General features: G+C 66.0%; 26 protein-coding genes and 1 pseudogene. 16 read left to right on the top strand and 11 right to left on the bottom strand.

Going from position 1 to position 25,004, the window contains the following annotated elements; all coding sequences use genetic code 11:
• A pseudogene (locus B2W55_RS03010) lies at window positions 1-287 on the top strand (hypothetical protein); the annotation flags it as partial.
• A 52-nt stretch (window positions 288-339) separates the two neighbouring features.
• On the opposite strand, the gene B2W55_RS03015 reads toward B2W55_RS03010, so the two are convergent.
• Entirely contained in the window at window positions 340-897 is a 558-nt protein-coding gene (locus B2W55_RS03015; protein ID WP_024579246.1) for a TetR/AcrR family transcriptional regulator, read from the bottom strand.
• A gap of 92 nt (window positions 898-989) precedes the next feature.
• Here B2W55_RS03015 and B2W55_RS03020 point away from each other — a divergent pair, with 92 nt between their 5' ends.
• The 6 genes from B2W55_RS03020 to B2W55_RS03045 all read left to right on the top strand — a co-directional run bounded on the left by B2W55_RS03020 (window position 990) and on the right by B2W55_RS03045 (window position 4,824).
• Window positions 990-1,424, top strand: coding sequence for an acyl-CoA thioesterase (locus tag B2W55_RS03020; protein WP_024579245.1), 435 nt, complete (start codon window positions 990-992; stop codon window positions 1,422-1,424).
• 5 nt (window positions 1,425-1,429) lie between these two features.
• Window positions 1,430-1,876 (top strand): PaaI family thioesterase, encoded by a 447-nt coding sequence (locus tag B2W55_RS03025; protein ID WP_024579244.1) that lies wholly within the window; start codon window positions 1,430-1,432, stop codon window positions 1,874-1,876.
• 253 nt (window positions 1,877-2,129) lie between these two features.
• Complete coding sequence (locus B2W55_RS03030; RefSeq protein ID WP_024579243.1) at window positions 2,130-2,519, top strand: CidA/LrgA family protein; 390 nt, start codon at window positions 2,130-2,132, stop codon at window positions 2,517-2,519.
• Complete coding sequence (locus B2W55_RS03035; protein WP_024579242.1) at window positions 2,516-3,238, top strand: LrgB family protein; 723 nt, start codon at window positions 2,516-2,518, stop codon at window positions 3,236-3,238. The genes B2W55_RS03030 and B2W55_RS03035 overlap by 4 nt, the downstream gene beginning before the upstream one ends.
• Window positions 3,239-3,372: 134 nt before the next feature.
• Window positions 3,373-4,110 carry a sulfite exporter TauE/SafE family protein gene (locus B2W55_RS03040; protein WP_024579241.1) on the top strand — a complete coding sequence of 246 codons (738 nt, stop codon included), beginning with the start codon at window positions 3,373-3,375 and terminating at the stop codon, window positions 4,108-4,110.
• 36 nt (window positions 4,111-4,146) lie between these two features.
• Window positions 4,147-4,824, top strand: a complete 678-nt coding sequence (locus tag B2W55_RS03045; RefSeq protein WP_024579240.1) for a DsbA family protein — start codon at window positions 4,147-4,149, stop codon at window positions 4,822-4,824.
• Window positions 4,825-4,840: 16 nt separating this feature from the next.
• Here B2W55_RS03045 and B2W55_RS03050 read toward each other — a convergent pair whose 3' ends face one another.
• Window positions 4,841-5,443, bottom strand: a complete 603-nt coding sequence (locus B2W55_RS03050; protein WP_024579239.1) for a CGNR zinc finger domain-containing protein — start codon at window positions 5,441-5,443, stop codon at window positions 4,841-4,843.
• A 74-nt stretch (window positions 5,444-5,517) separates the two neighbouring features.
• Here B2W55_RS03050 and B2W55_RS03055 point away from each other — a divergent pair, with 74 nt between their 5' ends.
• Window positions 5,518-6,195 carry an AzlC family ABC transporter permease gene (locus B2W55_RS03055; protein WP_024579238.1) on the top strand — a complete coding sequence of 226 codons (678 nt, stop codon included), beginning with the start codon at window positions 5,518-5,520 and terminating at the stop codon, window positions 6,193-6,195.
• Window positions 6,188-6,505, top strand: coding sequence for an AzlD domain-containing protein (locus B2W55_RS03060; protein ID WP_024579237.1), 318 nt, complete (start codon window positions 6,188-6,190; stop codon window positions 6,503-6,505). The genes B2W55_RS03055 and B2W55_RS03060 overlap by 8 nt, the downstream gene beginning before the upstream one ends.
• Window positions 6,506-6,515: 10 nt before the next feature.
• Here B2W55_RS03060 and B2W55_RS03065 read toward each other — a convergent pair whose 3' ends face one another.
• Both B2W55_RS03065 and B2W55_RS03070 read right to left on the bottom strand, forming a co-directional pair.
• A complete protein-coding gene (locus B2W55_RS03065) occupies window positions 6,516-6,722 on the bottom strand; it encodes a hypothetical protein (RefSeq protein WP_024579236.1) in 207 nt (68 codons plus the stop codon).
• Window positions 6,723-6,784: 62 nt separating this feature from the next.
• Window positions 6,785-7,672, bottom strand: a complete 888-nt coding sequence (locus B2W55_RS03070; RefSeq protein WP_024579235.1) for a LysR family transcriptional regulator — start codon at window positions 7,670-7,672, stop codon at window positions 6,785-6,787.
• A 119-nt stretch (window positions 7,673-7,791) separates the two neighbouring features.
• Here B2W55_RS03070 and B2W55_RS03075 point away from each other — a divergent pair, with 119 nt between their 5' ends.
• Both B2W55_RS03075 and B2W55_RS03080 read left to right on the top strand, forming a co-directional pair.
• Window positions 7,792-8,532 carry an SDR family oxidoreductase gene (locus tag B2W55_RS03075; RefSeq protein WP_024579234.1) on the top strand — a complete coding sequence of 247 codons (741 nt, stop codon included), beginning with the start codon at window positions 7,792-7,794 and terminating at the stop codon, window positions 8,530-8,532.
• 49 nt (window positions 8,533-8,581) lie between these two features.
• Window positions 8,582-9,481 (top strand): SDR family oxidoreductase, encoded by a 900-nt coding sequence (locus tag B2W55_RS03080; RefSeq protein ID WP_024579233.1) that lies wholly within the window; start codon window positions 8,582-8,584, stop codon window positions 9,479-9,481.
• 230 nt (window positions 9,482-9,711) lie between these two features.
• On the opposite strand, the gene B2W55_RS03085 is transcribed toward B2W55_RS03080, so the two are convergent.
• The 3 genes from B2W55_RS03085 to B2W55_RS03095 all read right to left on the bottom strand — a co-directional run bounded on the left by B2W55_RS03085 (window position 9,712) and on the right by B2W55_RS03095 (window position 13,444).
• Window positions 9,712-10,794, bottom strand: coding sequence for a dienelactone hydrolase family protein (locus B2W55_RS03085; RefSeq protein ID WP_024579232.1), 1,083 nt, complete (start codon window positions 10,792-10,794; stop codon window positions 9,712-9,714).
• A gap of 18 nt (window positions 10,795-10,812) precedes the next feature.
• The gene (locus tag B2W55_RS03090; RefSeq protein WP_024579231.1) at window positions 10,813-11,784 is read right to left on the bottom strand and encodes a S1C family serine protease; all 972 of its coding nucleotides are present in this window, start codon (window positions 11,782-11,784) and stop codon (window positions 10,813-10,815) included.
• A 142-nt stretch (window positions 11,785-11,926) separates the two neighbouring features.
• Window positions 11,927-13,444 carry an AMP-binding protein gene (locus B2W55_RS03095; protein ID WP_024579230.1) on the bottom strand — a complete coding sequence of 506 codons (1,518 nt, stop codon included), beginning with the start codon at window positions 13,442-13,444 and terminating at the stop codon, window positions 11,927-11,929.
• 324 nt (window positions 13,445-13,768) lie between these two features.
• Here B2W55_RS03095 and B2W55_RS03100 point away from each other — a divergent pair, with 324 nt between their 5' ends.
• Entirely contained in the window at window positions 13,769-14,077 is a 309-nt protein-coding gene (locus tag B2W55_RS03100) for a PilZ domain-containing protein (protein WP_043855476.1), read from the top strand.
• A 43-nt stretch (window positions 14,078-14,120) separates the two neighbouring features.
• Here the strand turns inward: B2W55_RS03100 and B2W55_RS03105 are convergent, their stop codons facing one another.
• Together B2W55_RS03105 and B2W55_RS03110 are read right to left on the bottom strand one after the other, a co-directional pair.
• Window positions 14,121-14,381 (bottom strand): hypothetical protein, encoded by a 261-nt coding sequence (locus B2W55_RS03105; RefSeq protein ID WP_024579228.1) that lies wholly within the window; start codon window positions 14,379-14,381, stop codon window positions 14,121-14,123.
• A 221-nt stretch (window positions 14,382-14,602) separates the two neighbouring features.
• The gene (locus tag B2W55_RS03110) at window positions 14,603-15,496 is read right to left on the bottom strand and encodes a LysR family transcriptional regulator (RefSeq protein WP_024579227.1); all 894 of its coding nucleotides are present in this window, start codon (window positions 15,494-15,496) and stop codon (window positions 14,603-14,605) included.
• 109 nt (window positions 15,497-15,605) lie between these two features.
• Here B2W55_RS03110 and B2W55_RS03115 point away from each other — a divergent pair, with 109 nt between their 5' ends.
• A complete protein-coding gene (locus tag B2W55_RS03115; RefSeq protein WP_024579226.1) occupies window positions 15,606-16,598 on the top strand; it encodes an aldo/keto reductase in 993 nt (330 codons plus the stop codon).
• Between the two features lie 164 nt (window positions 16,599-16,762).
• Here B2W55_RS03115 and B2W55_RS03120 read toward each other — a convergent pair whose 3' ends face one another.
• Together B2W55_RS03120 and B2W55_RS03125 are read right to left on the bottom strand one after the other, a co-directional pair.
• Entirely contained in the window at window positions 16,763-17,791 is a 1,029-nt protein-coding gene (locus tag B2W55_RS03120) for a peptidoglycan -binding protein (RefSeq protein ID WP_024579225.1), read from the bottom strand.
• Window positions 17,792-17,822: 31 nt separating this feature from the next.
• Complete coding sequence (locus B2W55_RS03125) at window positions 17,823-18,812, bottom strand: hypothetical protein (RefSeq protein ID WP_024579224.1); 990 nt, start codon at window positions 18,810-18,812, stop codon at window positions 17,823-17,825.
• Window positions 18,813-19,350: 538 nt separating this feature from the next.
• On the opposite strand from B2W55_RS03125, the gene B2W55_RS03130 reads away from it, so the two are divergent.
• The 3 genes from B2W55_RS03130 (at window position 19,351) to B2W55_RS03140 (ending at window position 24,998) form a co-directional block, all read left to right on the top strand.
• Window positions 19,351-20,556, top strand: a complete 1,206-nt coding sequence (locus tag B2W55_RS03130) for an efflux RND transporter periplasmic adaptor subunit (RefSeq protein ID WP_024579223.1) — start codon at window positions 19,351-19,353, stop codon at window positions 20,554-20,556.
• A 6-nt stretch (window positions 20,557-20,562) separates the two neighbouring features.
• Entirely contained in the window at window positions 20,563-23,718 is a 3,156-nt protein-coding gene (locus B2W55_RS03135) for a multidrug efflux RND transporter permease subunit (protein WP_024579222.1), read from the top strand.
• A gap of 137 nt (window positions 23,719-23,855) precedes the next feature.
• Window positions 23,856-24,998: an AAA family ATPase gene (locus B2W55_RS03140; protein WP_024579221.1), complete on the top strand. Its 1,143-nt coding sequence runs from the start codon at window positions 23,856-23,858 to the stop codon at window positions 24,996-24,998.
• The last annotated feature ends 6 nt before the right edge of the window (window positions 24,999-25,004 follow it).

Genomic DNA, 25,004 nt, shown 5'->3' on the forward strand with positions numbered 1-25,004 from the left:
CCGCCGCGCTGCCCCCTGCCGCCGCCGCGCCTGCCCCGGCCGCGCCGAAGGAAGCCAAGCGCGAAGCCGCCCCGGCTGCGGCCCCGGCCATGCCGGCGGGACCCGCGGTGTTTCCGAACGCCGTCGATCCCAAATACGCCAAGGAATCCGAAGGCAAGCAGCGCATGCACACCTGCGTCGACCAGTACAATGCCAACAAGACCACCGGCGGCAATGGCGGCCTGAAGTGGATCCAGAAGGGCGGCGGCTATTACAGCGAATGCAACAAGCGCCTGAAGGGCGCCTGAGCGATTCGACGGTGATCCAAAGGGGGCGGCCGGCACCGAGCTGGCCGCCCTTTCATTTGCCGTCGTCGAGCAACTTGTCCGCCGATCGGGCCAGCAATTGCGCGCGCTTGCGCGGGCCGCGTTCGAGAAACAGCAGGCTCTGGCCGAAGATGAAGCAGTAGAACAGGAAGGCCTGGGCGTCGGCCTCCTCGGTGGGCAGGCCGGTGGCGCGATAGAGCTGGCCGACATTCTTCAGCCGTGCGGCGTCGACGCTCGCGGCTGCGGCCGCGGCGGCCTCGTCGGTGCGCGCCCATTGCCGGATCGCGAGCTCGATCGCCATCGCCTCGGTGTTCATGCGCTCGGAATACAGCGTGATGATCGCCTTCAGCCGCTCCCGCGCGCTCGCGCCGTCGAGCGCGGTCTGCTTCTCGATCGTGGCGATGCGGCCGTCGCGCCAGCGCGTCAGCATGGCCTCCAGCAGCGCGGCGCGATCCCGGAAGCGGCGGTAGAAGCCGCCCTTGGTGACGCCGAGATTCTTCGCCAGCACCTCGACCCGCACGCCGTCGATGCCGCTATGCGCCAGTTCGGCGAAGCCCGCCGCGAGCCAGACATCGCCCTTGTTCTCAGTCATGTGATCTCCGGGGACCTCCCCTGATACGCCACCGTATTGCTAGCCCGGCTCGGCCTTGATACGCTACCGTATCAGACATCGGGGAGGGTTCGATGGAGGGCGAGGCGACCTATCGCGGCACGGTCTATCCCTGGCATTGCGATCATATCGGCCACATGAACGTCATGTGGTATGTCGGGAAGTTCGACGAGGCGAGCTGGAACATGTTCGCGCGGCTCGGCTTGACGCCGAGCTATCTGCGCGAGTCCGGTCGCGGCATGGCCGCCGTGCAGCAGAACATCTCCTACAAGCGCGAGCTGTTCGCCGGCGACCTCGTCGAGGTCAAGAGCCGGCTGGTCGAGTTTCGCGACAAGTCGATCCGCATCCTGCACGAGATGCGCAACGCGGAGACCGGCGAGATCGCCGCGACCTGCGAGATCGCGGCCGTGCACATCGATCGCACCGCGCGCCAGTCGACGCCGTTTGCGCCGGCGATCCGCTATGCGGCGATGCCGCATCTCGTTCCGTCCGAGCCGGTGAGCGCGTGACCGCCATGTCCGGCTTCGAACCCAGGAATCCCGACTATCGCGCGGTCGCGACCGAGACGTTCGAGCGCCAGCGCGCGATGCGGACGCTTGGCATTTCGATCGCGCGCATAGAGCCGGGCGAGGTCGATCTCGCGATGCCCTACGCGCCGGAGTTCACCCAGCAGAACGGCTTCATGCATGCCGGAATCATCACCGCGGGTCTCGACAATGCCTGCGGGATTGCCGCCTTCACGCTGATGCCTGAAGGCTCCGACATCCTCACCGTGGAGTTCAAGACCAATCTGCTGGCGCCGGCGCGCGGTGAGCGCTTCCTGTTCCGCGGCGTCGTGGTCAAGCCCGGCCGCACGCTGACCGTCTGCGACGGCCGCGCCTATGCCGTGCAGGACGGCGTCGAAACCCTGGTCGCGACCATGACCGGCACCCTGATGGCGCTGCCGCGGCGGGAGGGGTAGACGAGGAAGCGCAAGGCCCATCACCGTCATGCTGAGGAGCGCGCAGCGCGTCTCGAAGCATGCACGGCCCGGCTGGTGGCCATCGATCCTTCGAGACGCGCTGCGCGCTCCTCAGGATGACGGGTTTGAGAAGGCGCAACGGGTCTGAGAGGGAGCGAGTGCTCAGCATTTGCGCACGCGCTTCGGGCCGACACATTGACAAGCCTTCCGCGCAACGACCTGATAGGCGCATGCTTCGCGCGAGCGCCCTGTCATGATCGCCAGCCTCAGCCTGATCCTGCTCTGCCAACTCGCCGGTGAGGTTGCCGTGCGCGCGCTCGCGGTGCCGGTGCCCGGCCCGGTGGTTGGCCTCGTGTTGTTGCTGTTGCTGCTGCTGGCACGCGACCGATATCCGGCGCTGGCACGCGGGCCGCTCGGCAATGACGGCGTCGAGAACGCGAGCCGCGGCATGCTGGCCAACCTCTCGCTGCTGTTCATTCCGGCCGGCGTCGGTGTGGTGCAGAAGCTCGATCTGCTCGCCGAGCATGGTGTCGCGATCCTGGTGATCCTCGCGGTGTCGGTCATCGTCACGCTGCTGGCGACGGTCGCGACCTTCGTTGCGGCGAGCAGCCTGTTGTCGCGCGAGGAGGAGACGCCGCCGTGAGCGACAACCCGTTCGCGCTCTGGGTCTATCTCTCGCAGTCGCCGCTGCTCTGGTTGACGGTGACGCTCGTGACCTATGCAGTAACCGACGCGGTGTCGTTGCGGACCCACCGGCATCCGCTCGCCAATCCGGTGCTGCATTCACTCTGGATCATCGGCCTGTTCCTGCTGCTGACCAACACGTCCTACACCACCTATTTCGCCGGTGCGCAGTTCGTGCATTTCCTGCTCGGTCCGGCGACGGTGGCGCTGGCGGTGCCGCTCTACGAGAACCGCAGGCGGGTCGCGGCCGCGGTGCTGCCGATGCTGGTCGCGCTCGCGGTCGGCTCGCTCACCGCGATCGTCTCGGTGGTGCTGCTGGCGAAGGCCTTCGGCCTGCCACGCGACATCATCCTGTCACTGGCGCCGAAATCGGTCACCGCCGGCGTCGCGATGGGCATCAGCGAATCGCTGCATGCCGATCCCTCGCTGACCGCGGTGTCGGTGATTCTCACCGGCATCATGGGGGCGATCATCGTCACGCCCTTGATGAACCTCACCGGGATCACCGACTATCGCGGCCGCGGCTTTGCCGCCGGGATCGCCGCCCATGGCATCGGCACCGCGCGGGCATTCCAGGTCGACGAGGTGGCGGGCGTCTTCGCCGGCATCGCGATGAGCCTGAATGCGCTGGTCACCTCGCTGCTGGTGCCGCTGGCCGTGACATATTTGCTGCGCTGACTGCGGTTGCAGGGCAGTTTTGTGCTGTTGGTATGGCGTCAGATAGCAAATCCTTCTAGGGTGCCGCCTCAAACGCGAGTCTGTTCCCCTTGGTCTTCTCCGCAACTCAAAGCGTGCTTGGGCTGGTATCCGGCATGCTGGTCGGCTTTTCGCTGGGCCTCGTCGGCGGCGGCGGGTCGATCCTGGCCGTGCCGCTGATGGTCTATGTGGTCGGGGTGCCCCAGCCGCATGTCGCGATCGGCACCTCGGCGATCGCTGTCGCCGCCAACGCCGCCATCAACCTGTCCAACCATGCTCGCGGCGGCACCGTGATATGGTCCTGCGCGCTGGTGTTCGCGCTGTCGGGCATGTTCGGCGCTTTCGGCGGCTCGATCCTCGGCAAGATGCTGGACGGGCAGAAGCTGCTGGCGCTGTTCTCGCTGGTGATGCTGGTCATCGCCGGCCTGATGCTGAAGACCCGCGCGCGGGTCGGGCTGACCGACGTCAAGATCTCGATGTCCAACATGCCCGCGATCGTGGGCCTCGGACTGGCCACCGGAACCATGTCCGGCTTCTTTGGCATCGGCGGCGGCTTCCTGATCGTGCCCGCGCTGATGCTGGCGACCGGGATGCCGATCATGAACGCGGTCAGTTCCTCGCTGGTGGCCGTGACCGCCTTTGGCATGACCACGGCCCTGAGCTATGCGTGGTCCGGGCTGGTGTCATGGGGCCTGGCGGGGCTATTCGTCGCCGGCGGCATCGCGGGCGGCCTGCTGGGCACCCGCAGCGCCCGGCACCTGTCGGAACGGCGCGGCGCGCTGAATATCGTGTTTGCGACTGTGATTATCGTCGTGGCGATCTATATGCTGCTGCGTAACATCAATCTGTCCTGAACGTAGAAGGGCGAGCAGCCCTTGCGAAAGCCAGCCATGAACCAATTGACCAAATCGCCCCTGATCGACGTCGGTGCCAGCCGCCGCGGCGCGCTCGGCCTGATCGGTGCCGGCATCGCGCTGCTGGCCGCGGGCGGCGCGCGCGCCGACGACGACAAGGTCCTGACCGAGGAGCAGGTGCTGCGCGATCCGGAGATTCCGGTGATCGGCAACCCCAAGGGCGACATCACCATCGTCGAATGGTTCGACTACAATTGCCCGTATTGCCGCAAGCTTGCGCCGGAGCTCCGCCAGGTGGTGCAGGACGACGGCAAGGTCCGCCTGGTGCTGAAGGACTGGCCGATCCTCGGGCCGGTGTCCAAGGTCGCGGCGCGGATGGCGCTGGCGGCGAAGTACCAGGACAAGTTCGAAGCCGCGCATGAAGCGATGATCTCGGTCAATTCGCGCATCACCGAGCCGCGCATCACCGAACTGCTCTCGGGCGCCGGTCTCGACATGGACCGGCTGAAGAAGGATCTCGACGCCAACGCCAAGGCGATCGACGCGCTCCTGTCCCGCAACAACGAGCAGGCGCTGGCGTTCGGCTTCAACGGCACGCCGTCATTCATCGTCGGCAAGTATCGCGTGCCCGGCGTGCTCAGCATCGACCAGTTCGAGCAGGTGATCGCGGACGCCCGCAAGGCCAATATGGGCCGCAAGACCGAGCAGAACTAAGCGCCTTCGCGTTCGCTCACGCGGAGCCCTTGCGCTTGGCATAAGCGCGCCGCGCCCGCTCGCGATTGCCGCAGACTTCGCTCGAACACCATCTGCGGGTCCGGTTCGGGCTCTCGTCGACGAAGAACCAGCCGCAGCCGTCAGCCTCGCAGCATCCGATCCGCCTGGCATCGTCGGAGGCCAGCAGCGCCGTCAGCGACCAGAGCACCGGCCATAACGGCTCCTTCAGGTCGATCCCCGCCAGCGCATGGCGATATGCTCGATCCTGCCGCACCAGGTCGGGCTGCCGGGGCGCCACTGAGAGCAATTGATTGACCAGACGAAGGTCCGCACCGCGACCGTCGCGCAGCGCATCCGAGATGGTCCAGATGTCGCGGCGCAGCTCATACGCCGTCTGCATCGCGGCTGCGGCCTCGCTGCTTGCCGAACGTGCTCTCAGCTTCCTGGTCGCGGCAAGCGGCAAGGTCCCGCGGCGTTCGCTCCAGGACAGCAGCGCCGCATAATCCGGGATCAGCTCCTGCGGATCGTCCGAGGTGCGCCAGTCCAGCGTGTTCGCGAAGTCAAGGCAGACCCGTCCACCGAAAAACTGGGTCGCTGCCCGCGCGGGATCTCTTGACATCACGGCCTCTCACAAAGTCTAATCTAATGGTCATGACCATTACAAGTACTCGCCGCTCGCCAGGTGCCCCAACGATGACCGCCGCCGGCTTCAGGCGGGGCCTGGTCGCGGCGCTGCCGTTCCTGCTCAGCAACGGCGCCGCCGGCCTGGTGATGGGGCTGACCTACAAGGGACTTGGGCTGGGGGCACCACACGCCATTCTGTTCAGCCTGCTGGTCTACTCCGCCACGGCCCAGGCGATCACACTGAGCATGTGGGCTCATCCGCTGCCGATCGCCGCCATGGTGGTTGCCTGCATTGCCACGAATTCGCGATACTTACTGATGGGCGCCCATCTACGCCAGATGTTTGGCGCGCTGGCACCCCGGAGGATGCTGCCCACGCTGTTCCTGCTGGCCGACGCGTCATGGCTGATGACCAACTCGGATGCCGAGCGCAACGGACCCGACGCGGGCTATCTGCTCGGATCGAGCATCCCAATGGCGGTCGGCTGGGTCGGCGGCACCGCGCTCGCCTATGCCGCCCCGCTCGGGTCGAACGAACCGCTCAAGCTCGCCGCCGCGTTGCTGCCGACGATGTTCATCGCGACCCTGCTGCCGAGCCAGTGGAAGACCGCGAGATCGCCGTGGCCGTGGCTGACCTCGGCCGTCGCAGCGCTTCTCGTTGCCCGGTTCGTGGATCCGAGCTGGTCCATGTTGATCGGGGGTGGATGCGGTACGCTCGTGAGCATGATGGAGCCTGCCGATGCATGATTTGCAGGTGCTCGACTTGCAGGTGCTCGGCGTGATCTGCGTCCTCGGCGTCACTTGCTACGCCATGCGCGCCGGCGGCTACGTCCTCGCCGCATCGATGCGCGAGGACGGCATCGCCGCCCGGTTTCTCCGGCTTGCGCCCGGCAATCTGTTCATTGCGTTCATTGTCGGCGGCTGCCTGTCAGGCGGGATGGCAGGCCTTGCCGGGACCGCGGTCGCAATCGCGACAATGGCGATCACGTCGAAAGAATGGGCCGCGCTGGGAGCGGGGTTCGGCGCGGCCCTCGCGGCGTCGGCGATCGGATTGTAAACGTCAGCCGTTACTTCGACGCGACCCTGGTCCATTCCTCACGTGCGCGAGACTTCAGCAGATTCCAGTCATGCGCCGCGACGTCCCAATTGACGATGGTGCGCGTGCCCTGCGCCATATCGCCATTGGCGACGCTCGACGTCCGCGCCGAATCATAGACATAGACGCCGCAAACCAGCAGCAGCGCGCCCAAAATCATGTTGAAAAAAGTCCGCATCGCACATCCCTCCGGTGTCGGCGGGATAACGTCGCGGGGCCGGGTGTGGTTCCGGCGATCGATCAACTCCGCGCGAACATCCGCATCACATAATCGATGAACACGCGGACCCGCGGCGAGAGCTGGCGGTTGCGCGGATAGAGCAGGTTGACCGGGACCGACGGCGGTGGCCATCGCTGCAACACCGGGATCAGCGTGCCGTTGGCGAGATCGGCTTCGGCGTGGAAGCGCGGCACCTGCACGAGGCCGAGGCCGAGCTTGGCGCACGCCAGATAGCTTTCGGGGCCGGTCACCGCCATCGGCGCGGGCAGCGGAAACTGCTTCAGCTCGCCGTCGATCACGAACTCTATCGGCCGCAATCGCCCCGTCGTCAGCGAGCGGATGCCAATCATCCGATGGCCGTCGAGCGCGAACGGATCGGTCGGTGTGCCGAAGCGCGCGAAATAGTCCGGCGTGGCGCAGGTCAGCCGCTCCAGCATCGTAACCTGCCGCGCAATCATGTCGCTGTCGGGCAGCTTGCCGAAGCGCAGCACGCAGTCGACGCCTTCGCGGATCAGATCGATGAAGCGGTCGCTCTCGCTCATGGTGATCTCGATGTCGGGATACTCCGCAAAGAAGCCAGGCAGGTTCGGCAGCAGGAAATGCCGCGCCAAGGTGCCCTGCACTTCGAGCCGCAACAGCCCCTTCGGCCGTGCGCCGCCGAATGCGCCCTCGGCGTCCTCGAGGTCCGAGATCAGCGCCAGGCAGCGGCGGTAGTGCGCCTCGCCATCGAGCGTCGGGCGCACCGTGCGGGTGGTGCGCTCCAGCAGCCGCACGCCGAGCCGCGCCTCCAGGCCCTTCACCGCGTCGGTCACCGTCGAGCGCGGCAGCCCGAGATCGTCGGCGGCGAGCGAAAAGCTTCGCCGCTCCACCACCCTGACGAACACGCGCATCGCGTCGAAGCGGTCCATTTATTATCCGGATACTGCGAATAGTGATGCCAAAAGATGCCTGATTATCCGGTGAATGCCAAGGCGTAGCGTCCTCCCATCGAACGCGGCTCGGCCGCACTCTTGATGGGAGTTTCAAAATGACTAAGCAAACCAACAAGGTAGCTCTGGTAACGGGCGCTTCGCGCGGGATCGGTGCGGCAGTGGCCGAGCGGCTCGCCAGGGACGGCTTCACCGTCGTCATCAACTATTCCGGCGATGCCAAGCCGGCCCAGGCGGTCGCCGACCGGATCGAGGCCGCCGGCGGCCGCGCGCTGACCGCGAAGGCCGATGTCAGCGATGCCAGTGCCGTGCGCGGCATGTTCGACGCAGCGGAAGCGGCGTTCGGCGGCGTCGACGTGCTGGTCAACAATGCCGGCATCATGAAGCTCGGCAAGATCGCCGACACCGATGACGCGACCTTCGACCAGCAGGTCGCGGTCAATCTGAAGGGCAGCTTCAACACCATGCGCGAGGCGGCGCGCCGGCTGCGCAACGGCGGACGCATCGTCAATTTCTCGACCAGCGTCGTCGGCACCAGGCTCGAGACTTACGGCATCTATGTCGCGACCAAGGCGGCGATCGAATCCTTGACCGCGATCCTGTCCAAGGAATTGCGCGGCCGCGGCATCACCGTGAATGCGGTCGCGCCGGGCCCGACCGCGACCGATCTGTTCCTGCACGGCAAGTCGGACGAATTGATCGATCGCTTCGCCAAGATGGTCCCGCTGGAGCGGCTCGGCACGCCCGACGACATCGCCGGCGTGGTGTCGTTCCTCGCCGGCCCCGACGGCGCGTGGATCAACGGGCAGATTCTGCGCGCCAATGGCGGCCTGGTCTGACGTTTTCAACCCAACACTCGTTCAACTCGTCATCACAAGGAAACGTGTCATGAAGCAAGTCATCGTCATCACCGGCGCGTCGAGCGGCTTTGGCCGCCTCACCGCCAACGCACTCGCCAGGGCCGGCCACACCGTCTACGCCTCGATGCGCCACACCACCGGTCGCAACGCCGCCGCGGTCGCCGATATCGAGGAGTTCGCCAGGGACAACAAGGTCGATCTGCGCGCAATCGAGCTCGATGTCGGCTCGCAGGCGTCGGTCGATGCGGCGATCGCTCAGATCGTCGCCGAGGAAGGCCGCCTCGATGTCGTGATGCACAATGCCGGTCACATGGTGTTCGGTCCGGCGGAGGCGTTCGCACCCGAACAGCTTGCCGAGCTCTATGACATCAATGTGCTCTCGACTCAACGCGTCAACCGAGCGGCGCTGCCACAGCTGCGCAAGCAGGGCAGGGGGCTCGTGGTCTGGGTGTCGAGCAGCTCTTCGGCCGGCGGCACGCCGCCTTACCTCGCGCCGTACTTCGCGGCGAAGGCCGGCATGGATGCGATGGCCGTGATCTATGCCCGCGAGCTCACGCGCTGGGGCATTGAGACCTCGATCATCGTGCCCGGCGCCTTCACCGGCGGCACCAATCACTTCGCGCATTCCGGCCGTCCCGCTGACGAGGCGCGCGTCGCCGAATACGAAGCCGGCCCCTATGCCGGCTTCGGCGAGCAGATCATGAAGGCGTTCGCGGCCATCGTGCCCGAAGACGCCGATGCATCGCTGGTCGCGGACGCGATCGTCAAAGTCGTTGACACGCCGTTCGGCAAACGGCCGTTCCGTGTCCACATCGATCCGACCCAGGACGGCGCTGAGGTCGCATTCGGCGTGATCGACCGCGTCCGCAACGAGATGCTGCACCGGGTCGGGTTCGCAGACCTGCTCAAGCCGCGGGTGAATGAGTAACCAAAGCATGATCCGAACAAATGCGAAGCGGTTTTCCGAAAAGATCATCCGCAAACAAGAAGCCAAAGCGAAATGACGATTCAACCCTCATCTCGCTTTGGGCGCACTCTCGCCACGTCATTGCGAGGAGCGACAGCGACGAAGCAATCCATGCCTCCGCTTGCGGCGCGACGGATTGCTTCGCTTCGCTCGCAATGACGGGGATGAAGCCGCAACCAGCCGAGGATGCTTTAGGCGCCGCCGGCTGGAGCGCAGTCCAGCCAGCGAAGTATCTCCGCATTGATCTCGCGCGGATAGGTATGGCTGAGATCGTCGATCTCGCGATAGACGACCTTGGCGCCGGCGGCCGACAGCAGGCTCTGGGTCTGCCGCGCGGTCTGCACCGGGAACATCCAGTCCTGCCGGCCATGGGTGATGAAGATCGGCAGGCCGCGCAGCCGCTCCGCATCGGCCATCTCGGCCATCAGCGGATGGAAGGTCGCCGCGACCGGGGCGAGATGCGTGAAACGCGAGGCGCCGTCGAGCCCGGTGACATAACTGAACGTGCCGCCATCGCTCATGCCGGTCAGCAGCATGCGCCGCTCGTCGATGTTCCAGCGCGCGCGCACCTGGTCGACGATGCGGTTGAGGTTCGGCGTGTCGGTGTCGTCGCCCATCAGCGCCCAGGTCTGGCCGGTCGCGGTCGGCGCCACCAGGATGGCGCCGCGGCTGCGCGCGTCGCGCAGCCAGCTCCACAGGAAGCCGCGGCCATTGCCGCTGCCGCCATGCAGCGCCATCACCAGCGGCCACGAGCGATCCGGCGTGTAATATTCCGGCACATACACCGAGAAGCCGCCGCGGCTGCCCGGCTCGTTGCGCTCATGGAAGATGCCGGTGTCGTCGTTGGGCTGCGCCGCGAGCCTGGCCTGCAGATCGGTGTCCTCGCGCAACTCGGGCGTGATGAAGAAGCCGCTGACCGGCGGCAACTCGGTCAACGGATACAGCGCCTCCTGCGCCCGTGGCAGGTAGCGCAGCGCGCGGAACACGCTGACCAGATCGCCTTCGCCGTTCTGCACCGCGCGCAGCCCCGCATAACCCGCCAGCGCCGGTTCGATCGATGCTTCCAATGCGACCTTGATATGCGCGAACTTCTCTGGCCAGTCGGCCAGCCGCGGCCGCACCGCCTGCAACGCCGCCTCGGGCTCGCCCGCGATCTGCATCACCCGGTCGAAGTCGGGCGGGTTGAGGTTGCGCGCGACGAAAGCCAGCGATTCCAGCGTCTGCAACAACGGCGGCAGCACGGCCACGATATCGTCAACCACGGCCTCGCTCATCGCCGCTGTCCCCTTGTCCTAGTGTAGCCGCGGTGCCTTCAAGAGCTTCATGCGGTCGATCGAGGCCAGTGTCACGTCGAAGGTGACGCCCTCATGATAGACCGTCAGCGGCACGTCGACGCCGGCGGCGCCGAGCGACCAGAGCTTCCTGTAGAAGCCGGTCTGATCCGCCACCTTCTCGCCGGCGACCGCGAGGATCACGTCGCCGGTCTTCAATTCGGCGCGCGCCGCCGGTCCCATGCTGGCGACGCCGATCACCACGAGGCGGTTGTCGATCTCCATCGTGTGCATGCCGAGCCACGGTCGCGCCGGCTTGTTGACACGGCCGAATCTGCGCAGGTCGTCGAGCACCGGATTGAGCAGATCGATCGGCACGATCATGTTGACGTGCTCGGCGCGGCCCGAGCGCTCGCGTTCGAGTTGCAGCGAGCCGATGCCGATCAGCTCGCCGGCATTGTTGAGCAGTCCGGTGCCGCCCCAGTTCGGGTGCGACGGATGGGTGAAGATCGCCTCGTCGAGCAGGTACTCCCAGTAGCCCGCGAATTCCTGCTTCGCGGCGATCTGGCTCGCGACCGATCGGGTGCGGCCGCCGGCGCCGCCGAGCACGACATTGTCGCCGACCTGCGTCGCCGCCGACGAACCGATCGGCAGCGGATCAAGGTCGAGCCTGCCGAGCACCTGCACCAGGCCGAAGCCGGATTCGAAATCGAAGCCGAGTGCGTGGCCCTCGACCGCGCGGCCGTCGCCGAGATGCAGCCATACCGTGGCCGCCTCGGTGATCAGATAGCCGATCGTCAGCACCAGCCCGTCGTCGATCAGGACGCCGTTGCCGGCGCGCTCGGTGCCGAGCGTCTCGGCACTGAAGGCGTCGGGTGGAATGATCGAATGCAGTCCGACCACACTCCTCAGCGCGCGATCGAGATCGAAGCGGTAGTCCTCGGGGCGAGGCTGAAAGGCCGGTGGCACTTTCCATTCGGTGGTGGCGGGCATCAGGATCTCCTGGCGTGCAGGGCGCTGGAACCTCAAGCTAGTCCGAGGTTATGCCGGCAGGGAAGATGGAATGATATACCTTGCATGGCCGGCTGCACAGCTCATGTGGCGTGCAGACCTGCCTGTCGCAAGATGAAATGGACTACTCGCTTTTCGTCGATGCGCGCGCCGGCATGATGCGGAAGGCGCGATCCTCCTTGATCCACGCGGCGCGCTCGTCGCGCAGCATGGTACGGCGGACCTTTCCGGAATCGTCGCGCGGCGCGACGCCGACGCGCTCGAAACTCTCCGGATGCTTGTAGCGGCTCAACCGGTCTTTCAGGAAATCGCCCATGCCGTCGGCGATTGTCTGCGCGTCGGCATCGTCGGCGAGTTCGAGGATCGCATGCACGCGCTGGCCGAATTCCGGATCGGGCAAGCCGACCACGACGCAGGAGCGCACCTCGGGATGTTCGCTGACCGCGGCCTCGACCTCGGCCGGATAGATGTTGGCGCCGCCACGCAGCACCATGTCGGCGAGCCGGTCGCCGAGATAGAGATAGCCTTCCTCGTCCAGACGTCCGATGTCGCCGAGTGATTCCCAGCCGTCCGGCCGCCGCTTCGGCGCAGCGCCGAGATAGTGATAGGTCGAACCGGCGCCGTCATTGGGCAGGAAGTAGATCTCGCCGGTCTCGCCCGGCGCGACGTCGTTGCCGTCCTCGCCGATGATGCGTAAGCGCGCGGTCTCGCCGATCTTGCCAACCGAGCCCTTGTGCGCCATCCATTCGACGCCGTTGATCACGCAGGCGCCCTGCCGCTCGGTGCCGCCATAGAGCTCCCAGATCCGCTCCGGCCCGAGCCATTCGATCCATTTCTCCTTCAGCCAGGGCGGCATCGGGGCTGCCATGTGAAACACGATCCGCAGGCTGGAGACGTCGTAGCGGTTGCGCACCTCCTCGGGCAGCGCCCAGATCCGGTGCATCATGGTCGGCACGAAGTTGACCCATTGCACGCGCGCGCGCTCGATCAGCCGCAGCGTCTCCTCGGCGTCGAACTTGATCATACCGGTGAGCTGGCCGCCGCCGAACAGTGCAAAATGCGACAGAATGAACGGTGCGTTGTGATAGAGCGGCCCCGGGTTGAGGAGCGAGGTGTCGCGCGCGATGCCCAGCGTTGCCTCTGCCATGGTTTCGATCACGGCGGGGTTGTGATCGAGGATCACCTTCGGCCGTCCGGTCGAGCCGCCGCTCGTCATCGCCTTCCAGTAGCGCGCAACCGGCGCATCGAACGGCTCCTCGGAGAATCCCTCCGGCACGAAATTCACCGGCAGCGAGTTCGGCGCGTTCCAGTCAGCTTCGCCGCCGACCACCAGCGAGGGTTTGAGGATATCGAGCACCGCAGCGGCCTCGCCGCGCGGCAGCCGCCACGACAGCGAGGTCGGCGTCGCGCCGCATTTCCACACCGCGAAACTGGTCTCGAAGAATGCGTTGCTGTTGGGCAGCCCGATTGCGACGAAGTCGCCGGGCTTGACGCCCTTGGCAGCGAAGGCCCGCGCCCGCGCATTGGCGCGGCGCTCGAGCTCATGCCAGGTCAGCGTATCGGCGCCGTGGCTGATGGCGATCGTGTCAGCGGGCTTGCGTTCGGCATACCAGCGCGGCACGTCGGCGAGAGGGAGAAGCATGGGGCGTTTCCGGACGGAGAGGCGGTTCGAAGCGCTCTTGTTGCAGGGGGGCAGGCTCAAGGCCACTGCCGCCACTTCACCAACAGTGCGGTCTCCATGTCAAGCGGAGGCCTGCCGGCGTAACCGGTATCCCGCTGATGGACTTGTAGAATCCCGGTTTGATAAAAGCTCCGTCAAGATTCCGGTAAAGTTCAAGCGATCGCGCTAAGGCGGACTTTACGGGGGCGACGGCATGGTGGCCGGTGCGATTGTGTGCCGGGCGCGTCGATCGACCTGCGCGGTCTCCGAGTTTTTCAATGACCAATGTCTTCAAGGGCGATGACGATGGCGAGCAATGGAGCACGGACCAAGGTCAGTCGCGAGCCGCGGCGTCAGCTCAACAATCGTGCGGCGTGGATCACGGTCGATGATGGCGCCACCGAGAGCGCTTGCGCCGTGGTCGACATCTCGCCCGGTGGCGCCAAGATCACCACCGAAGTCGCATTCGACGTCACGGATCGCCTCGCGCTGACCCTGCTCGCCGACCACGCCAAACGCTACCCCTGCGAGGTGGTCTGGCGCCGCGGCAAGACCTATGGGCTCAAATTCGTGATCGCGGAGGCCGAGCCGGATCAGCCGGCCACGGCGATCTAGCACGGCTCATTGGTCGCGGTTTGTCGGCAAACAGATACCTGGCTCAGCGGCCGCTTGAGCCGTTGGAATTGCCGAAGTAGCCCGGCGCTGCCGGTGCCGCACTGCCGGCGCTGCTGCCAGACGATGGCGCAAGGCGTGAGCTCGCTTGGTTGGGAATCACGCTGCCGCCGACGCCGTTCGACGGCGCGGCGCGGGCGCCCGGCTGTGGCGGCAGCTGCGTGCCTCCGGTGCTCTGCGCGAAAAGCGCCACCGGTGTAAGCGCGATGCCGGCGGCGATGATGATGGCGAATGTGGTCTTGAGCATGGTGTAGATCCGAACTGGCCCGGGCAGGCTGAAGCAGGATGCCCAGCCGCGACGGTCAACGATATCCGCCGGCCCGCGAGATGCATGTCAACACAACGTCAGCCGCACGGCTCTCGTTCCGAGAGGTCCGCACCGACAGCGATGCAATTCTTCGTGTCCTGCAATCCCGCCGACCATCACGAGGGCGTGCTCGAATGGTGTCGCGCGGGGCCGTTGCGAGATCATCCCCGAAGGCGCAGCGTTTCGACCAGCAACGCAAAGGCCGGCGCGGATTGGCGGCGGCTCGGGTAGTAGAGGTGATAGCCGGGAAACGGCACGCACCAATCGTCGAGCACCTGGATCAATTGTCCTTTGGCGAGCGGCGCGCGCACCTGATCCTCGGCGACATACGCAAGCCCCAGCCCGGCCAACGCCGCCTTGATCCGCAATGCGGCGCTGTTGAACACCAATTGTCCGTCGACTCGGACCTTGAGCGGACGGCCGCGCCGCTCGAACTCCCAGGCATAGATGCCGCCCAGGGTCGGCAGACGGATGTTGATGCAGGCGTGCTGCGTCAGGTCCTGCGGCCGTTTCGGACGCTCCCGCTGCCTGAAATAGGCGGGAGCACCCACTACGACCATGCGGAAATCCGGGCCGATCCGCACCGCGATCATGTCCTTGGCGAGCTGTTCTCCGAGCCGAACCCCGGCGTCGAAGCGCTCCGCGACGATGTCCGCGAGCCCGTTGTCGACCGTCACCTCCACCTTGATGTCGGGATAGCGCGGCAGGAATTCGGCCAGCGCCGGCCACAGGATGGTCTCGGCCGCGTGCTCGCCGGCATTGATGCGGATGGTCCCGGCGGGCTTGTCGCGCAGGGCGCTCAGCGCGGCGAGTTCGCCCTCGATCTCCTCGAAGCGCGGGCCGACGCCGTGCAGCAGCCTTTCGCCGGCCGCGGTTGGCGCGACGCTGCGCGTGGTGCGGGTCAAGAGCCGCACGCCGAGCCGCTCCTCGAGCGCACGAATGGTGTGGCTGAGGGCCGATTGCGACACCCCGAGCCTCGCCGCGGCGCGGGTGAAGCTGCGCTCGCGCGCGACGGCGAGGAAGGCGATCAGGTCGTTGATGTCATGCCGAGGCATTCATGAGTCCTGCTCATAAGTCCATCTCGATTTTTACGTCTAATGATCTGTCGGTGCACGCCCTAAATCCCGCTGCGACGAATTGCAGTCATCGACGCGGAGAGACATCATGCAGAAACGCAAACTCGGCAACGGCAACCTCGAAGTCTCGGCGACCGGCCTCGGCTGCATGGGCCTGAGCTTCGCCTACGGCCCGGCGCTCGAGAAGACGCAGGGCATCGCGGTGCTCCGCGGCGCGGTCGAGCGCGGCATCACCTTCTTCGACACCGCCGAGGTCTATGGCCCCTATGTCAACGAGGAACTGGTCGGCGAGGCGCTGGCGCCGGTGCGCAACGAGGTCGTGATCGCGACCAAGTTCGGGTTCGACATCGGGAGCATGGCCGAGCGCCACCGGTCGCTGAACAGCCGGCCCGAGCACATCAAGGCGGTCGCGGACGCCTCGCTGAAGCGGCTGAACATCGATGTGATCGATCTGTTCTACCAGCACCGCGTCGATCCCAATGTGCCGATCGAGGACGTCGCCGGCGCCGTGAAGGACCTGATTGCCGCCGGCAAGGTCCGCCATTTCGGCCTGTCGGAGGCCGGCGCGCAAACCATTCGGCGCGCCCATGCCGTGCAGAAAGTCACGGCCTTGCAGAGCGAATATTCGCTGTGGGAGCGCGGGGTGGAAGCGGAGATCCTGCCGCTGTTGGAAGAGCTCGGCATCGGCTTCGTGCCGTACAGCCCGCTCGGCCGCGGCTTTCTCACCGGCGCGATCAGCGCCAGCACCACATTCGCGAGCGACGACTTCCGCAACCTCGTGCCGCGCTTCACGCCGGAAGCCCGCCGCGCCAATCAGGCGCTGGTCGATCAGCTCGGCCGGATCGCCGCCGGCAAGGGCGCGACGGCGGCCCAGATCGCGCTGGCCTGGCTGCTTGCGCAGAAGCCGTGGATCGTGCCGATCCCGGGCACCACGAAGCTCAATCGACTCGAGGAGAATATCGGCGCCGCGCGCGTCGAACTGACCGCAGCGGATCTCGCCGAGATCGGCAAGGCGGTGGCCGAGGTCGAGGTGCAGGGCGCGCGCTATCCGGAGCATCTGCAACAGATGGTCGGACGCTGAACGCGTCTTTTCCTCCGTCATTCCGGGGCGTGCGAAGCACGAACCCGGAGTCCCATCAGGCCGCATCACCCGTCGTGAAATGGATTCCGGGCTCTCGCTTCGCGAGCCCCGGAATGACGAGAGAGACGGATGGTTTGTGTGTTACCGCCAACCCCACGGCGCGATCAGCGTTCCGTCAGCTTCAGCTCGATGCGGCGGTTGCGCTTGTAGGCGTCTTCGGTCTGCGCGGTGTCGAGCGGCTGGAATTCGGCGAAGCCGGCGGCGACCAGGCGCTGCGCCGGCACGCCGAGCGAGACCAGATACTGCACCACCGAGATCGCGCGCGCCGAGGACAATTCCCAGTTCGACTTGAACAGCGGGCTGTTGATCGGCCGAACGTCGGTATGGCCGTCGACGCGCAGCACCCAGCCGATCTCGCTCGGGATCTTCTTGTCGAGATCGACCAGCGCACTCGCCACGGTATCGAGTTCGGTCTTGCCCTCCGGCAGCAGCGTCGCCTGGCCGGTGTCGAAGAACACTTCGGACTGGAACACGAAGCGGTCGCCGACGACGCGGATATCGGGGCGGTTGCCGAGGATGGCGCGCAGCCGGCCGAAGAATTCCGAGCGGTACTTCGACAGCTCCTGCACCCGCTGCGCCAGGGCCACGTTGAGGCGCGAGCCGAGATCGGCGATCCGGTTCTGCGATTCCTTGTCGCGCTTCTCGGAGGCATCGAGCGCCTCCTCGAGCGCAGCGAGCTGGCGGCGCAGCGCGCTGATCTGCTGGTTCAAGACCTCGATCTGCGCCAGCGCGCGCGACGACACGCTCTTCTCGGATTCCAGCGCCTTGTTGAGCTCGGTAGCGCGGCCCTGTGCGTCGTTGCCGGAATTGGCGAGCCCTTCATAGAGCCCCTTCATGCGGTCGCGCTCGCCTTCGGCCGAAGCCAGGCCGGCGCGTAGCTGCGACACCTGGTCGTCGAGCGTCAGCTTGGAGAGCTTCTCCAGCGACAGTAAGTCGTTGAGCTGGGCGATCTTGGCGGTGAGCTGCTCCAGCGCCTTGTCCTTGCCGGTGACCTCCTGCGACAGGAAGAACTGCACGACGAGGAACACCGAAAGCAGGAACACGATCGACAGTACCAGCGTCGACAGCGCGTCGACGAAGCCGGGCCAGTAGTTGAAGCCGGATTCGCTGCGGCGCGAGCGGGCGAGGGCCATGAAATGTCTCCCTGGGCTTGGTGCGCCCCGGCTAGCTCTTCTCGGGCTGGCGGGCGAGGCGTTCGAGCAGCCGCTTGATCTCGCGGTTCTGCTCGCCCTGGCCGTCGGCCCATTCGCGGATCATCTGCTGCTCGGTGCGCATATGCGCCACCAGGCCCTGGATCGCCTCGGCCAGATTGGCCATCGCGGCCGTGGTGTTGCGGCCGCCGCCGCTGCCTTCCTCGAGCGTGGTGCGGAGGCGATCGATCGCGCCCTGCATGTCGCCGGAGGCGCCGGTCTCATCGCCGGAAATGCCGCGTACCGTGGTGGCAAGCCAGTCCTCGAGGTCGGTGTAGAAGCGGTTCTGGGCCTGGCTCGATTGCAGGTCGAGGAAGCCGAGGATCAGCGAGCCGGCGAGGCCGAACAGCGACGACGAGAACGAGATGCCCATGCCGCCGAGCGGAGCGGCCAGCCCTTCCTTCAGCGTATCGAACAGCGCGCCGGCGTCGCCGCCGACCTTGAGCCCGTCAATCACCTTGCCGACCGAGCCGACCGTCTCGATCAGGCCCCAGAAGGTGCCGAGCAGGCCGAGGAACACGAGCAGGCCGGTCATGTAGCGCGAGATATCGCGGGCTTCATCCAGGCGGGTCGCGATCGAATCCAGCAGATGCCGCATGGTCTGCTGCGTGATCGACATCCGCCCGGTGCGCTCGCCGCCGAGAATGGCTGCCATCGGAGCAAGCAGCGTCGGACGGCGCTCGATCGCAAGGCCGGGATCGGCGATGCGAAAATTGTTGACCCAGGCCACTTCAGGATAGAGCCGGATCACCTGGCGGAACGCCAGGATGACGCCGATCAGGAGCACCGCGCCGATCAGGGCGTTGAGCCCGGGATTGGCGAAGAATGCGGTGACGATCTGCTTGTACAGCACGACCCCGACCAGCCCGCAGAGCACCAGGAAGACCAGCATCCGCACCAGGAAGATCCGGGGCGAGGACAGCTTGCTCAGTTCGATCTCCATGTCGGAGCGGGTAGTGGGCATTGCCTAGTCATCCGTTCGCGAAGGCCGCATCTGTGCGCAATATGGCACAGCGGTGCAGTGAGGAAAGCCGAATCCAAGGGCGGTGGACAGAACCTTGGGCTGAATCCGGCACTGGCCGCAGCCGTATCCCGCCTTCCGGGGCTCGGTGCCGCGTCATCCGCGGCGGCGGCCGGTCCCGCTTGCGAGCGCAAGGCGCCGCCGCGGCGGCATGCCTTGCCGAGGAGCCGGGTGGTGCGGTGGCTGATTCGGGCCAAAGGGCTCGTCATGCGATGTGCCGCATGGATGCGCACCGAACTGCCCTGTTCCCGCTCATGTATTCGTTAACGCATTCCCGCAGCCTCCGATGGAACCCGCTCACAATCCGGTGAGTCGATAAAACATGCCGCGATATCAGTGCGATAGGTTTGTGTGACAATGAGCCGCCCGGCAAACGCATTGCGTCGCAGCAAGCGAGATTTATTTTCACCGCAACAACACGCGCGGTGTCGTCGTGACACCGCCGTTGGTTTGTCTGAACCTACAGGGGGCGATTTCTTCGATGTCTGGTCTTCGCGCGCAATCGGCATGCATTGCTCTGATGCTGGCCGTAACGGCGCCACTGCTTGCTGGCTGTAACGAGCCGAATTCCGCAACCGCGGCCGTGCAAGCGCCTGAGCCGGACGTCAGCGTCGTCACCGTGAAGCCGCAGGCACGCGCGATGGTGCGCGAGCTGCCGGGCCGCATCGCGCCGACCCGCGTCTCCGAGGTACGCCCGCGCGTCTCCGGCATCGTGGTCAATCGCATGTTCCATCAGGGCAGCGAGGTGAAGGTCGGCGACCCGCTGTATCAGATCGATCCGCGTCCGTTCGAGGTCGAGGTGCAGTCGACCGAGGCGGCGTTGGCGCGCGCCAAGGCCGTGCTCGAACAGGCCTCGTTGCAGGCCCGCCGTATCGCCACCCTGACCAGCCAGCGTGCGGCGCCGGAAGCCGAGAACGAAAAGGCGATCGCGACGCTGAAGGGAGCCGAGGCCGACGTGCAGGGCCGCGAGGCCGATGTTGCGCGCGCAAAGCTCAACCTGGATTACGCCACCATCCGCGCGCCGATCGACGGCACCATTGGTGCCGCGCTGGTCTCTGAAGGCGCGCTCGTCGTGCAGAACGACGCCGCGAGCCTTGCCACCATCCAGCAGCTCGACCCGATCTACGCCGACTTCCAGCAGTCGGTCACCGAGTTGAGCCAGCTTCGCCGCGACTTCGAGAGTGGCGATCTCGATCGCATCGAGTCCGATGCGATGAAGGTTCGCCTCGTGCTCGACGACGGCTCGATCTACGCCCTGCCGGGCAAGCTGCTGTTCTCCGACGCCAAGGTCGACGCCCACACCGGGCAGGTCACGTTGCGCGGTGAATTCCCGAATCCGAAGCGCGTCCTGCTGCCGGGCATGTATGTCCGCGTCCAGATCGAGCAGGGCATCGACACCGACGCGATCGCCGTGCCGCAGCAGGCGATCCAGCGCAATGGCGGCGGCGGCAGCGAGGTGTTCGTCGTCAAGGACGACAATCTCGTCGCGGTGCAGCCGGTGCGTACCGGCTCGTTGCAGGGCGGCACCTGGTTCGTGACCGAGGGCCTGAAGGCCGGCGACAAGGTCGTCGTCGAGGGGTTCCAGAAATTCGCTGCCGGCGACAAGGTGCGGCCGCGGGCCTGGCACGAGGCCGACGCGGCTGCCGCACAGCCGGATTCGCAACAGACCGCGCACGCGCGGCGGTGATCCGAGATGCCTAGTTTCTTCATCGACAGGCCGATCTTCGCCTGGGTCGTCGCGCTGTTCATCTGTCTGATCGGCGCGATCTCGATCCCGCTGCTCGCCGTCGCGCAGTACCCGATCATCGCGCCGCCCTCGATCTCGATCTCGACCAGCTATCCCGGCGCGTCGCCGGAGAACCTCTACAACAGCGTGACGCGGTTGATCGAGGAGGAGCTCAATGGCGCCGCCAACATCCTGAACTTCGAATCGACCTCCGACTCGCTCGGCCAGGTCGAGATCATCGCCAACTTCAAGCCGGGCACCGACACCAGCCAGGCCTCGGTCGAGGTGCAGAACCGCCTCAAGCGCGTCGAGGCGCGGCTGCCGCGCGCCGTGATCCAGCAGGGCATCCTGGTCGAGGAAGCGTCCTCGGCCGTGCTCCAGATCATCACGCTGAACTCGACCGACGGTTCGCTGGATGAAGTGGGCCTCGGCGACTTCATGATCCGCAACGTGCTGGGCGAGGTGCGCCGCATCCCCGGCGTCGGCCGCGCCACGCTGTATTCGACCGAACGTTCGCTGCGCATCTGGATCGATCCGGCCAAACTGGTCGGCTACGGCCTGTCGGCCGACGACGTCAACCGCGCGATCACGGCGCAGAACGCCCAGGTCGCCTCCGGCAGCATCGGCGCCGAGCCGAGCACGGACACCCAGAAGATCTCCGCGCAGGTGCTGGTCAAGGGCCAGCTCTCCTCGCCCGACGAGTTCGGCGCGATCATCCTGCGCGCCAATGCCGATGGCTCGACGGTCCGGCTGCGCGACGTCGCACGGATCGAGATCGGCGGCCTCAGCTACCAGTTCAACACCCGTCTCGACGGCAAGCCGACGGCCGGCCTCTCGGTGCTGCTGTCGCCGAAGGGCAATGCGCTGGCGACCGCGAGCGCGGTCGAAGCCAAGATGAAGGAGCTGTCGCGCTTCTTCCCGGCCAACATCTCCTATGAGATCCCCTACAACATCACGCCGGTGGTGAAGGCCTCGATCGAGAAGGTCCTGATGACCCTGGTCGAGGCGGTGGTGCTGGTGTTCATCGTGATGTTCCTGTTCCTGCAGAACATCCGCTACACCATCATTCCGACCATCGTGGTCCCGGTGGCGTTGCTCGGCACCTGCGCGACCCTGATGGCGGTCGGCTTCTCGATCAACATGCTGACCATGTTCGGCATGGTGCTCGCGGTCGGCATCCTGGTCGACGACGCCATCGTCGTGGTCGAGAACGTCGAACGCATCATGGCCGAGGAAGGCCTGCCGCCGAAGGAAGCGACCCGGAAGGCGATGTCGCAGATCACCAGCGCGATCATCGGCATCACGCTGGTGCTGATGGCGGTGTTCGTGCCGATGGCGTTCTTCCCCGGCTCGGTCGGCATCATCTATCGCCAGTTCTCGGTCACCATGGTGGCGGCGATCGCGTTCTCGGCGCTGCTCGCGCTGTCGCTGACGCCGGCGCTGTGCGCGACCTTGCTCAAGCCGGTCGAGAAGGGCCATGGCCATGCGCGAAAGGGCGTGTTCGGCTGGTTCAACCGCGTGCTCGATACCAGCCGCGCCGGCTATACGCGCACCGTGCAGGGCTCCCTGAAGCGCACCGGCCGGCTGATGGCGATCTATCTCGTGCTGTTCGCGGGCGTCGCCTACGGCTTCGTGCGGCTGCCCGGCGGCTTCCTGCCGGTCGACGACCAGGGCTTCATCACGACCGACGTGCAGACGCCGTCGGAATCCTCCTATGCGCGTACCGAAGCCGCCGTCGAGCAGGTCGAGAAGTACCTGAAGACCCGCGCCGGCATCGAGAACGTCACCTTCCTCACCGGCTTCAGCTTCCTCGGCCAGGGCATGAACACTGCGCAGGCCTTCATCACGCTGAAGGACTGGTCGGAGCGCGGCGCGAAGGATTCCGCCGCCGCGATCGTCGCCGACATCAACCGCGAGCTGTCGTCGATCCGCGACGCCAGGATCTCGGCGCTGCAACCGCCGCCGATCGACAACCTCGGCAACTCCTCGGGCTTCTCGTTCCGCTTGCAGGATCGTGGCCAGAAGGGCTATGCGGCGCTGATCGCCGCCTCCGACCGCCTGATCGCGGAGGCCAATGCCAGCCCGATCCTGCAAAAGGTCTATGTCGAGGGCCTGCCGCCGGCGCCGCAGGTCAATCTGATGATCGACCGCGAGAAGGCCGGCGCATTTGGTCTGACGTTCGAGGACATCAACAACACGATCTCGACCAATCTCGGCTCGAACTACATCAACGACTTCCCGAACCGCGGGCGCATGCAGCGCGTCATCGTGCAGGCCGACAAGACCAGCCGCATGAACGCGGACGACATCCTGAACTACAATGTCAAGAACAGCCGCGGGCAATTGGTGCCGTTCTCGGCCTTCGCCACCATCGAATGGTCGAAGGGGCCGACGCAGATCGCGGGCTTCAACTATTATCCGGCGGTGCGCATCTCCGGCGAGGCGAAGCCCGGCTTCACCTCGGGTGACGCGATCGCGGAGATGGAGCGGCTTGCCGACAAGCTGCCGCGCGGCTTCGGCTATGAATGGACCGGCCAGTCGTTGCAGGAGAAGCTGTCGGGCTCGCAGGCGCCGTTCCTGCTCGCGCTGTCGGTGCTGGTGGTGTTCCTGTTGCTGGCCGCGCTCTATGAGAGCTGGACCATTCCGCTCGCGGTGCTGCTCACCATTCCGCTCGGCATCTTCGGCGCCGTGGTGGCGGCGACGCTGCGCGGACTGTCCAACGACGTGTATTTCACGGTCGGTCTGATCACCATCATCGGTCTGGCCGCGAAGGACGCGATCCTGATCATCGAGTTCGCCAAGGATCTGCGCGCGCAGGGTAAGCCGCTGGTCGAGGCGACGATCGAGGCGTGTAGCTTGCGGTTCCGTCCGATCCTGATGACCGGCCTTGCCTTCGTCTGCGGCGTGCTGCCGATGGCGATCGCGACCGGCGCCGGCGGTGCCAGCCAGCAGGCGCTCGGCACGTCGGTGATGGGCGGCATGATCGCCGTCGTCATCCTCGCGCTGCTGCTGGTGCCGGTGTTCTTCGTCAGCGTGCAGCGCGTGCTTGCCGGCGATCGCGAGCAGGCGGCGGAGAAGGCCGAGATCTACGGCCCGCCCGCGCCGGCGAGGGGCGGCCACTGACATCGGGGCCGGTCCTGATTGACTCGGGACCGGCTTGCTTTCGGCACATCGTCAATCCAGACTGCATCCCCGGATCGAACGGATTGTCCTTGGCACGGTGACGGAATGCGCAGGCATCGGCCGATCGAGAGCAGGTGATGCGCCCGACCGATATCGAGATCGCGAATTATCGTTCCATTCGCCGGCTCTTCTTGCCCATCCATCCGCTGTCGGTGTTCGTCGGCGAGAACGGCGTCGGAAAATCCAATCTGTACAAGTCGATGTCGCTGTTGCGGGACGCGGCGGCGGGCCGGATCACCCATACCATCGCCGATGAGGGCGGATTGAATTCGGTCTCCTGGTCCGGCATGCGCAAGCGGGGCGATGATCCCCGACTGCGGCTGGCCGCCCGATTCGACGACATCAGATATTCGATCGAGCTCGGATATCCCGGCCCGGTCGAGGCGGCGTTTGCCGGCGAGCCGATGATCAGGTCCGAGCGGATCGAGATGATCAGTGGCAAGCGGAACGTCCTGATGGTGGAGAGGACCAACGCGCTGGTCAGCATCCGCAACGAGAGCGGCGTCTGGGAAAGCCACAAGGATGCGCTGCTGCCGTCTGAAACCGTGCTGGCCGGCTTCTTCGACGGCAAGAACTCTCCCGAGATCGACCAGATCAGAAACGCGATGCTGGGCTGGCGCTTCTATCACGACTTCCGCACCGATCAGGCGTCACCGATCCGGAAACCCTGCCTCGCGGTCACGACGCCGTCGCTGAGTGCCGACGGCAGCGATCTGGCCGCGACGCTGGCGACGCTCTATGCCATCCGGCAGGACGCCGCCGAGTTGCAGGCCGCGATCGAGGATGCATTCCCGGACGCGGAGCTCCGCGCCTGGGTGGAAAACGGCCGGTGCGAGTTCGACCTGCAACTCGCGGACATGCCGCGCCCGTTCAAGGCCCACGAACTATCCGACGGCACGCTGAAATATATCTGCCTGCTCGCCGTGTTCATGGGCTACCGGTTGCCACCGTTCATCGTGCTGAACGAGCCGGAGGCGAGCCTGCATCCATCGCTGCTGGCGCCGTTGGCGCGGCTGATCGCCAAGGCCTCGCGCCGCGCCGATATCTGGATCGTCACCCACTCGGACCATTTGATGGAAGCGTTGCGCAGCGAGAGTTCGGTCCCGCTGCGCCGGGTGGTCAAGGTGAAGGGCGCGACCGCCATCGAAGGCCTGAGCATCGGCGGCGAATTTCGCGACGTCGAGGCCGAAGGAGACGAATCCGAGGACGACGACGATTAGACTGCG

The organism is Bradyrhizobium sp. UBA2491, from assembly GCF_002341725.1.
In the GTDB taxonomy this organism is placed as follows: domain Bacteria; phylum Pseudomonadota; class Alphaproteobacteria; order Rhizobiales; family Xanthobacteraceae; genus Bradyrhizobium.

Excerpts from the sequence above, each read along its gene's own strand:
- B2W55_RS03110 (WP_024579227.1), bottom strand. The coding sequence starts at position 15,496 with ATGCCTCGGCATGACATCAACGACCTGATCGCCTTCCTCGCCGTCGCG.
- B2W55_RS03085 (WP_024579232.1), bottom strand. The coding sequence starts at position 10,794 with ATGAGCGAGGCCGTGGTTGACGATATCGTGGCCGTGCTGCCGCCGTTG.
- B2W55_RS03060 (WP_024579237.1), top strand. The coding sequence starts at position 6,188 with ATGCATGATTTGCAGGTGCTCGACTTGCAGGTGCTCGGCGTGATCTGC.
- B2W55_RS03075 (WP_024579234.1), top strand. The coding sequence starts at position 7,792 with ATGACTAAGCAAACCAACAAGGTAGCTCTGGTAACGGGCGCTTCGCGC.
- B2W55_RS03025 (WP_024579244.1), top strand. The coding sequence starts at position 1,430 with ATGTCCGGCTTCGAACCCAGGAATCCCGACTATCGCGCGGTCGCGACC.
- B2W55_RS03080 (WP_024579233.1), top strand. The coding sequence starts at position 8,582 with ATGAAGCAAGTCATCGTCATCACCGGCGCGTCGAGCGGCTTTGGCCGC.
- B2W55_RS03045 (WP_024579240.1), top strand. The coding sequence starts at position 4,147 with ATGAACCAATTGACCAAATCGCCCCTGATCGACGTCGGTGCCAGCCGC.
- B2W55_RS03115 (WP_024579226.1), top strand. The coding sequence starts at position 15,606 with ATGCAGAAACGCAAACTCGGCAACGGCAACCTCGAAGTCTCGGCGACC.
- B2W55_RS03100 (WP_043855476.1), top strand. The coding sequence starts at position 13,769 with ATGGCGAGCAATGGAGCACGGACCAAGGTCAGTCGCGAGCCGCGGCGT.
- B2W55_RS03105 (WP_024579228.1), bottom strand. The coding sequence starts at position 14,381 with ATGCTCAAGACCACATTCGCCATCATCATCGCCGCCGGCATCGCGCTT.
- B2W55_RS03125 (WP_024579224.1), bottom strand. The coding sequence starts at position 18,812 with ATGCCCACTACCCGCTCCGACATGGAGATCGAACTGAGCAAGCTGTCC.
- B2W55_RS03020 (WP_024579245.1), top strand. The coding sequence starts at position 990 with ATGGAGGGCGAGGCGACCTATCGCGGCACGGTCTATCCCTGGCATTGC.
- B2W55_RS03015 (WP_024579246.1), bottom strand. The coding sequence starts at position 897 with ATGACTGAGAACAAGGGCGATGTCTGGCTCGCGGCGGGCTTCGCCGAA.
- B2W55_RS03070 (WP_024579235.1), bottom strand. The coding sequence starts at position 7,672 with ATGGACCGCTTCGACGCGATGCGCGTGTTCGTCAGGGTGGTGGAGCGG.
- B2W55_RS03135 (WP_024579222.1), top strand. The coding sequence starts at position 20,563 with ATGCCTAGTTTCTTCATCGACAGGCCGATCTTCGCCTGGGTCGTCGCG.
- B2W55_RS03130 (WP_024579223.1), top strand. The coding sequence starts at position 19,351 with ATGTCTGGTCTTCGCGCGCAATCGGCATGCATTGCTCTGATGCTGGCC.
- B2W55_RS03055 (WP_024579238.1), top strand. The coding sequence starts at position 5,518 with ATGACCGCCGCCGGCTTCAGGCGGGGCCTGGTCGCGGCGCTGCCGTTC.
- B2W55_RS03065 (WP_024579236.1), bottom strand. The coding sequence starts at position 6,722 with ATGCGGACTTTTTTCAACATGATTTTGGGCGCGCTGCTGCTGGTTTGC.
- B2W55_RS03120 (WP_024579225.1), bottom strand. The coding sequence starts at position 17,791 with ATGGCCCTCGCCCGCTCGCGCCGCAGCGAATCCGGCTTCAACTACTGG.
- B2W55_RS03090 (WP_024579231.1), bottom strand. The coding sequence starts at position 11,784 with ATGCCCGCCACCACCGAATGGAAAGTGCCACCGGCCTTTCAGCCTCGC.
- B2W55_RS03030 (WP_024579243.1), top strand. The coding sequence starts at position 2,130 with ATGATCGCCAGCCTCAGCCTGATCCTGCTCTGCCAACTCGCCGGTGAG.
- B2W55_RS03140 (WP_024579221.1), top strand. The coding sequence starts at position 23,856 with ATGCGCCCGACCGATATCGAGATCGCGAATTATCGTTCCATTCGCCGG.
- B2W55_RS03095 (WP_024579230.1), bottom strand. The coding sequence starts at position 13,444 with ATGCTTCTCCCTCTCGCCGACGTGCCGCGCTGGTATGCCGAACGCAAG.
- B2W55_RS03050 (WP_024579239.1), bottom strand. The coding sequence starts at position 5,443 with ATGTCAAGAGATCCCGCGCGGGCAGCGACCCAGTTTTTCGGTGGACGG.
- B2W55_RS03040 (WP_024579241.1), top strand. The coding sequence starts at position 3,373 with ATGCTGGTCGGCTTTTCGCTGGGCCTCGTCGGCGGCGGCGGGTCGATC.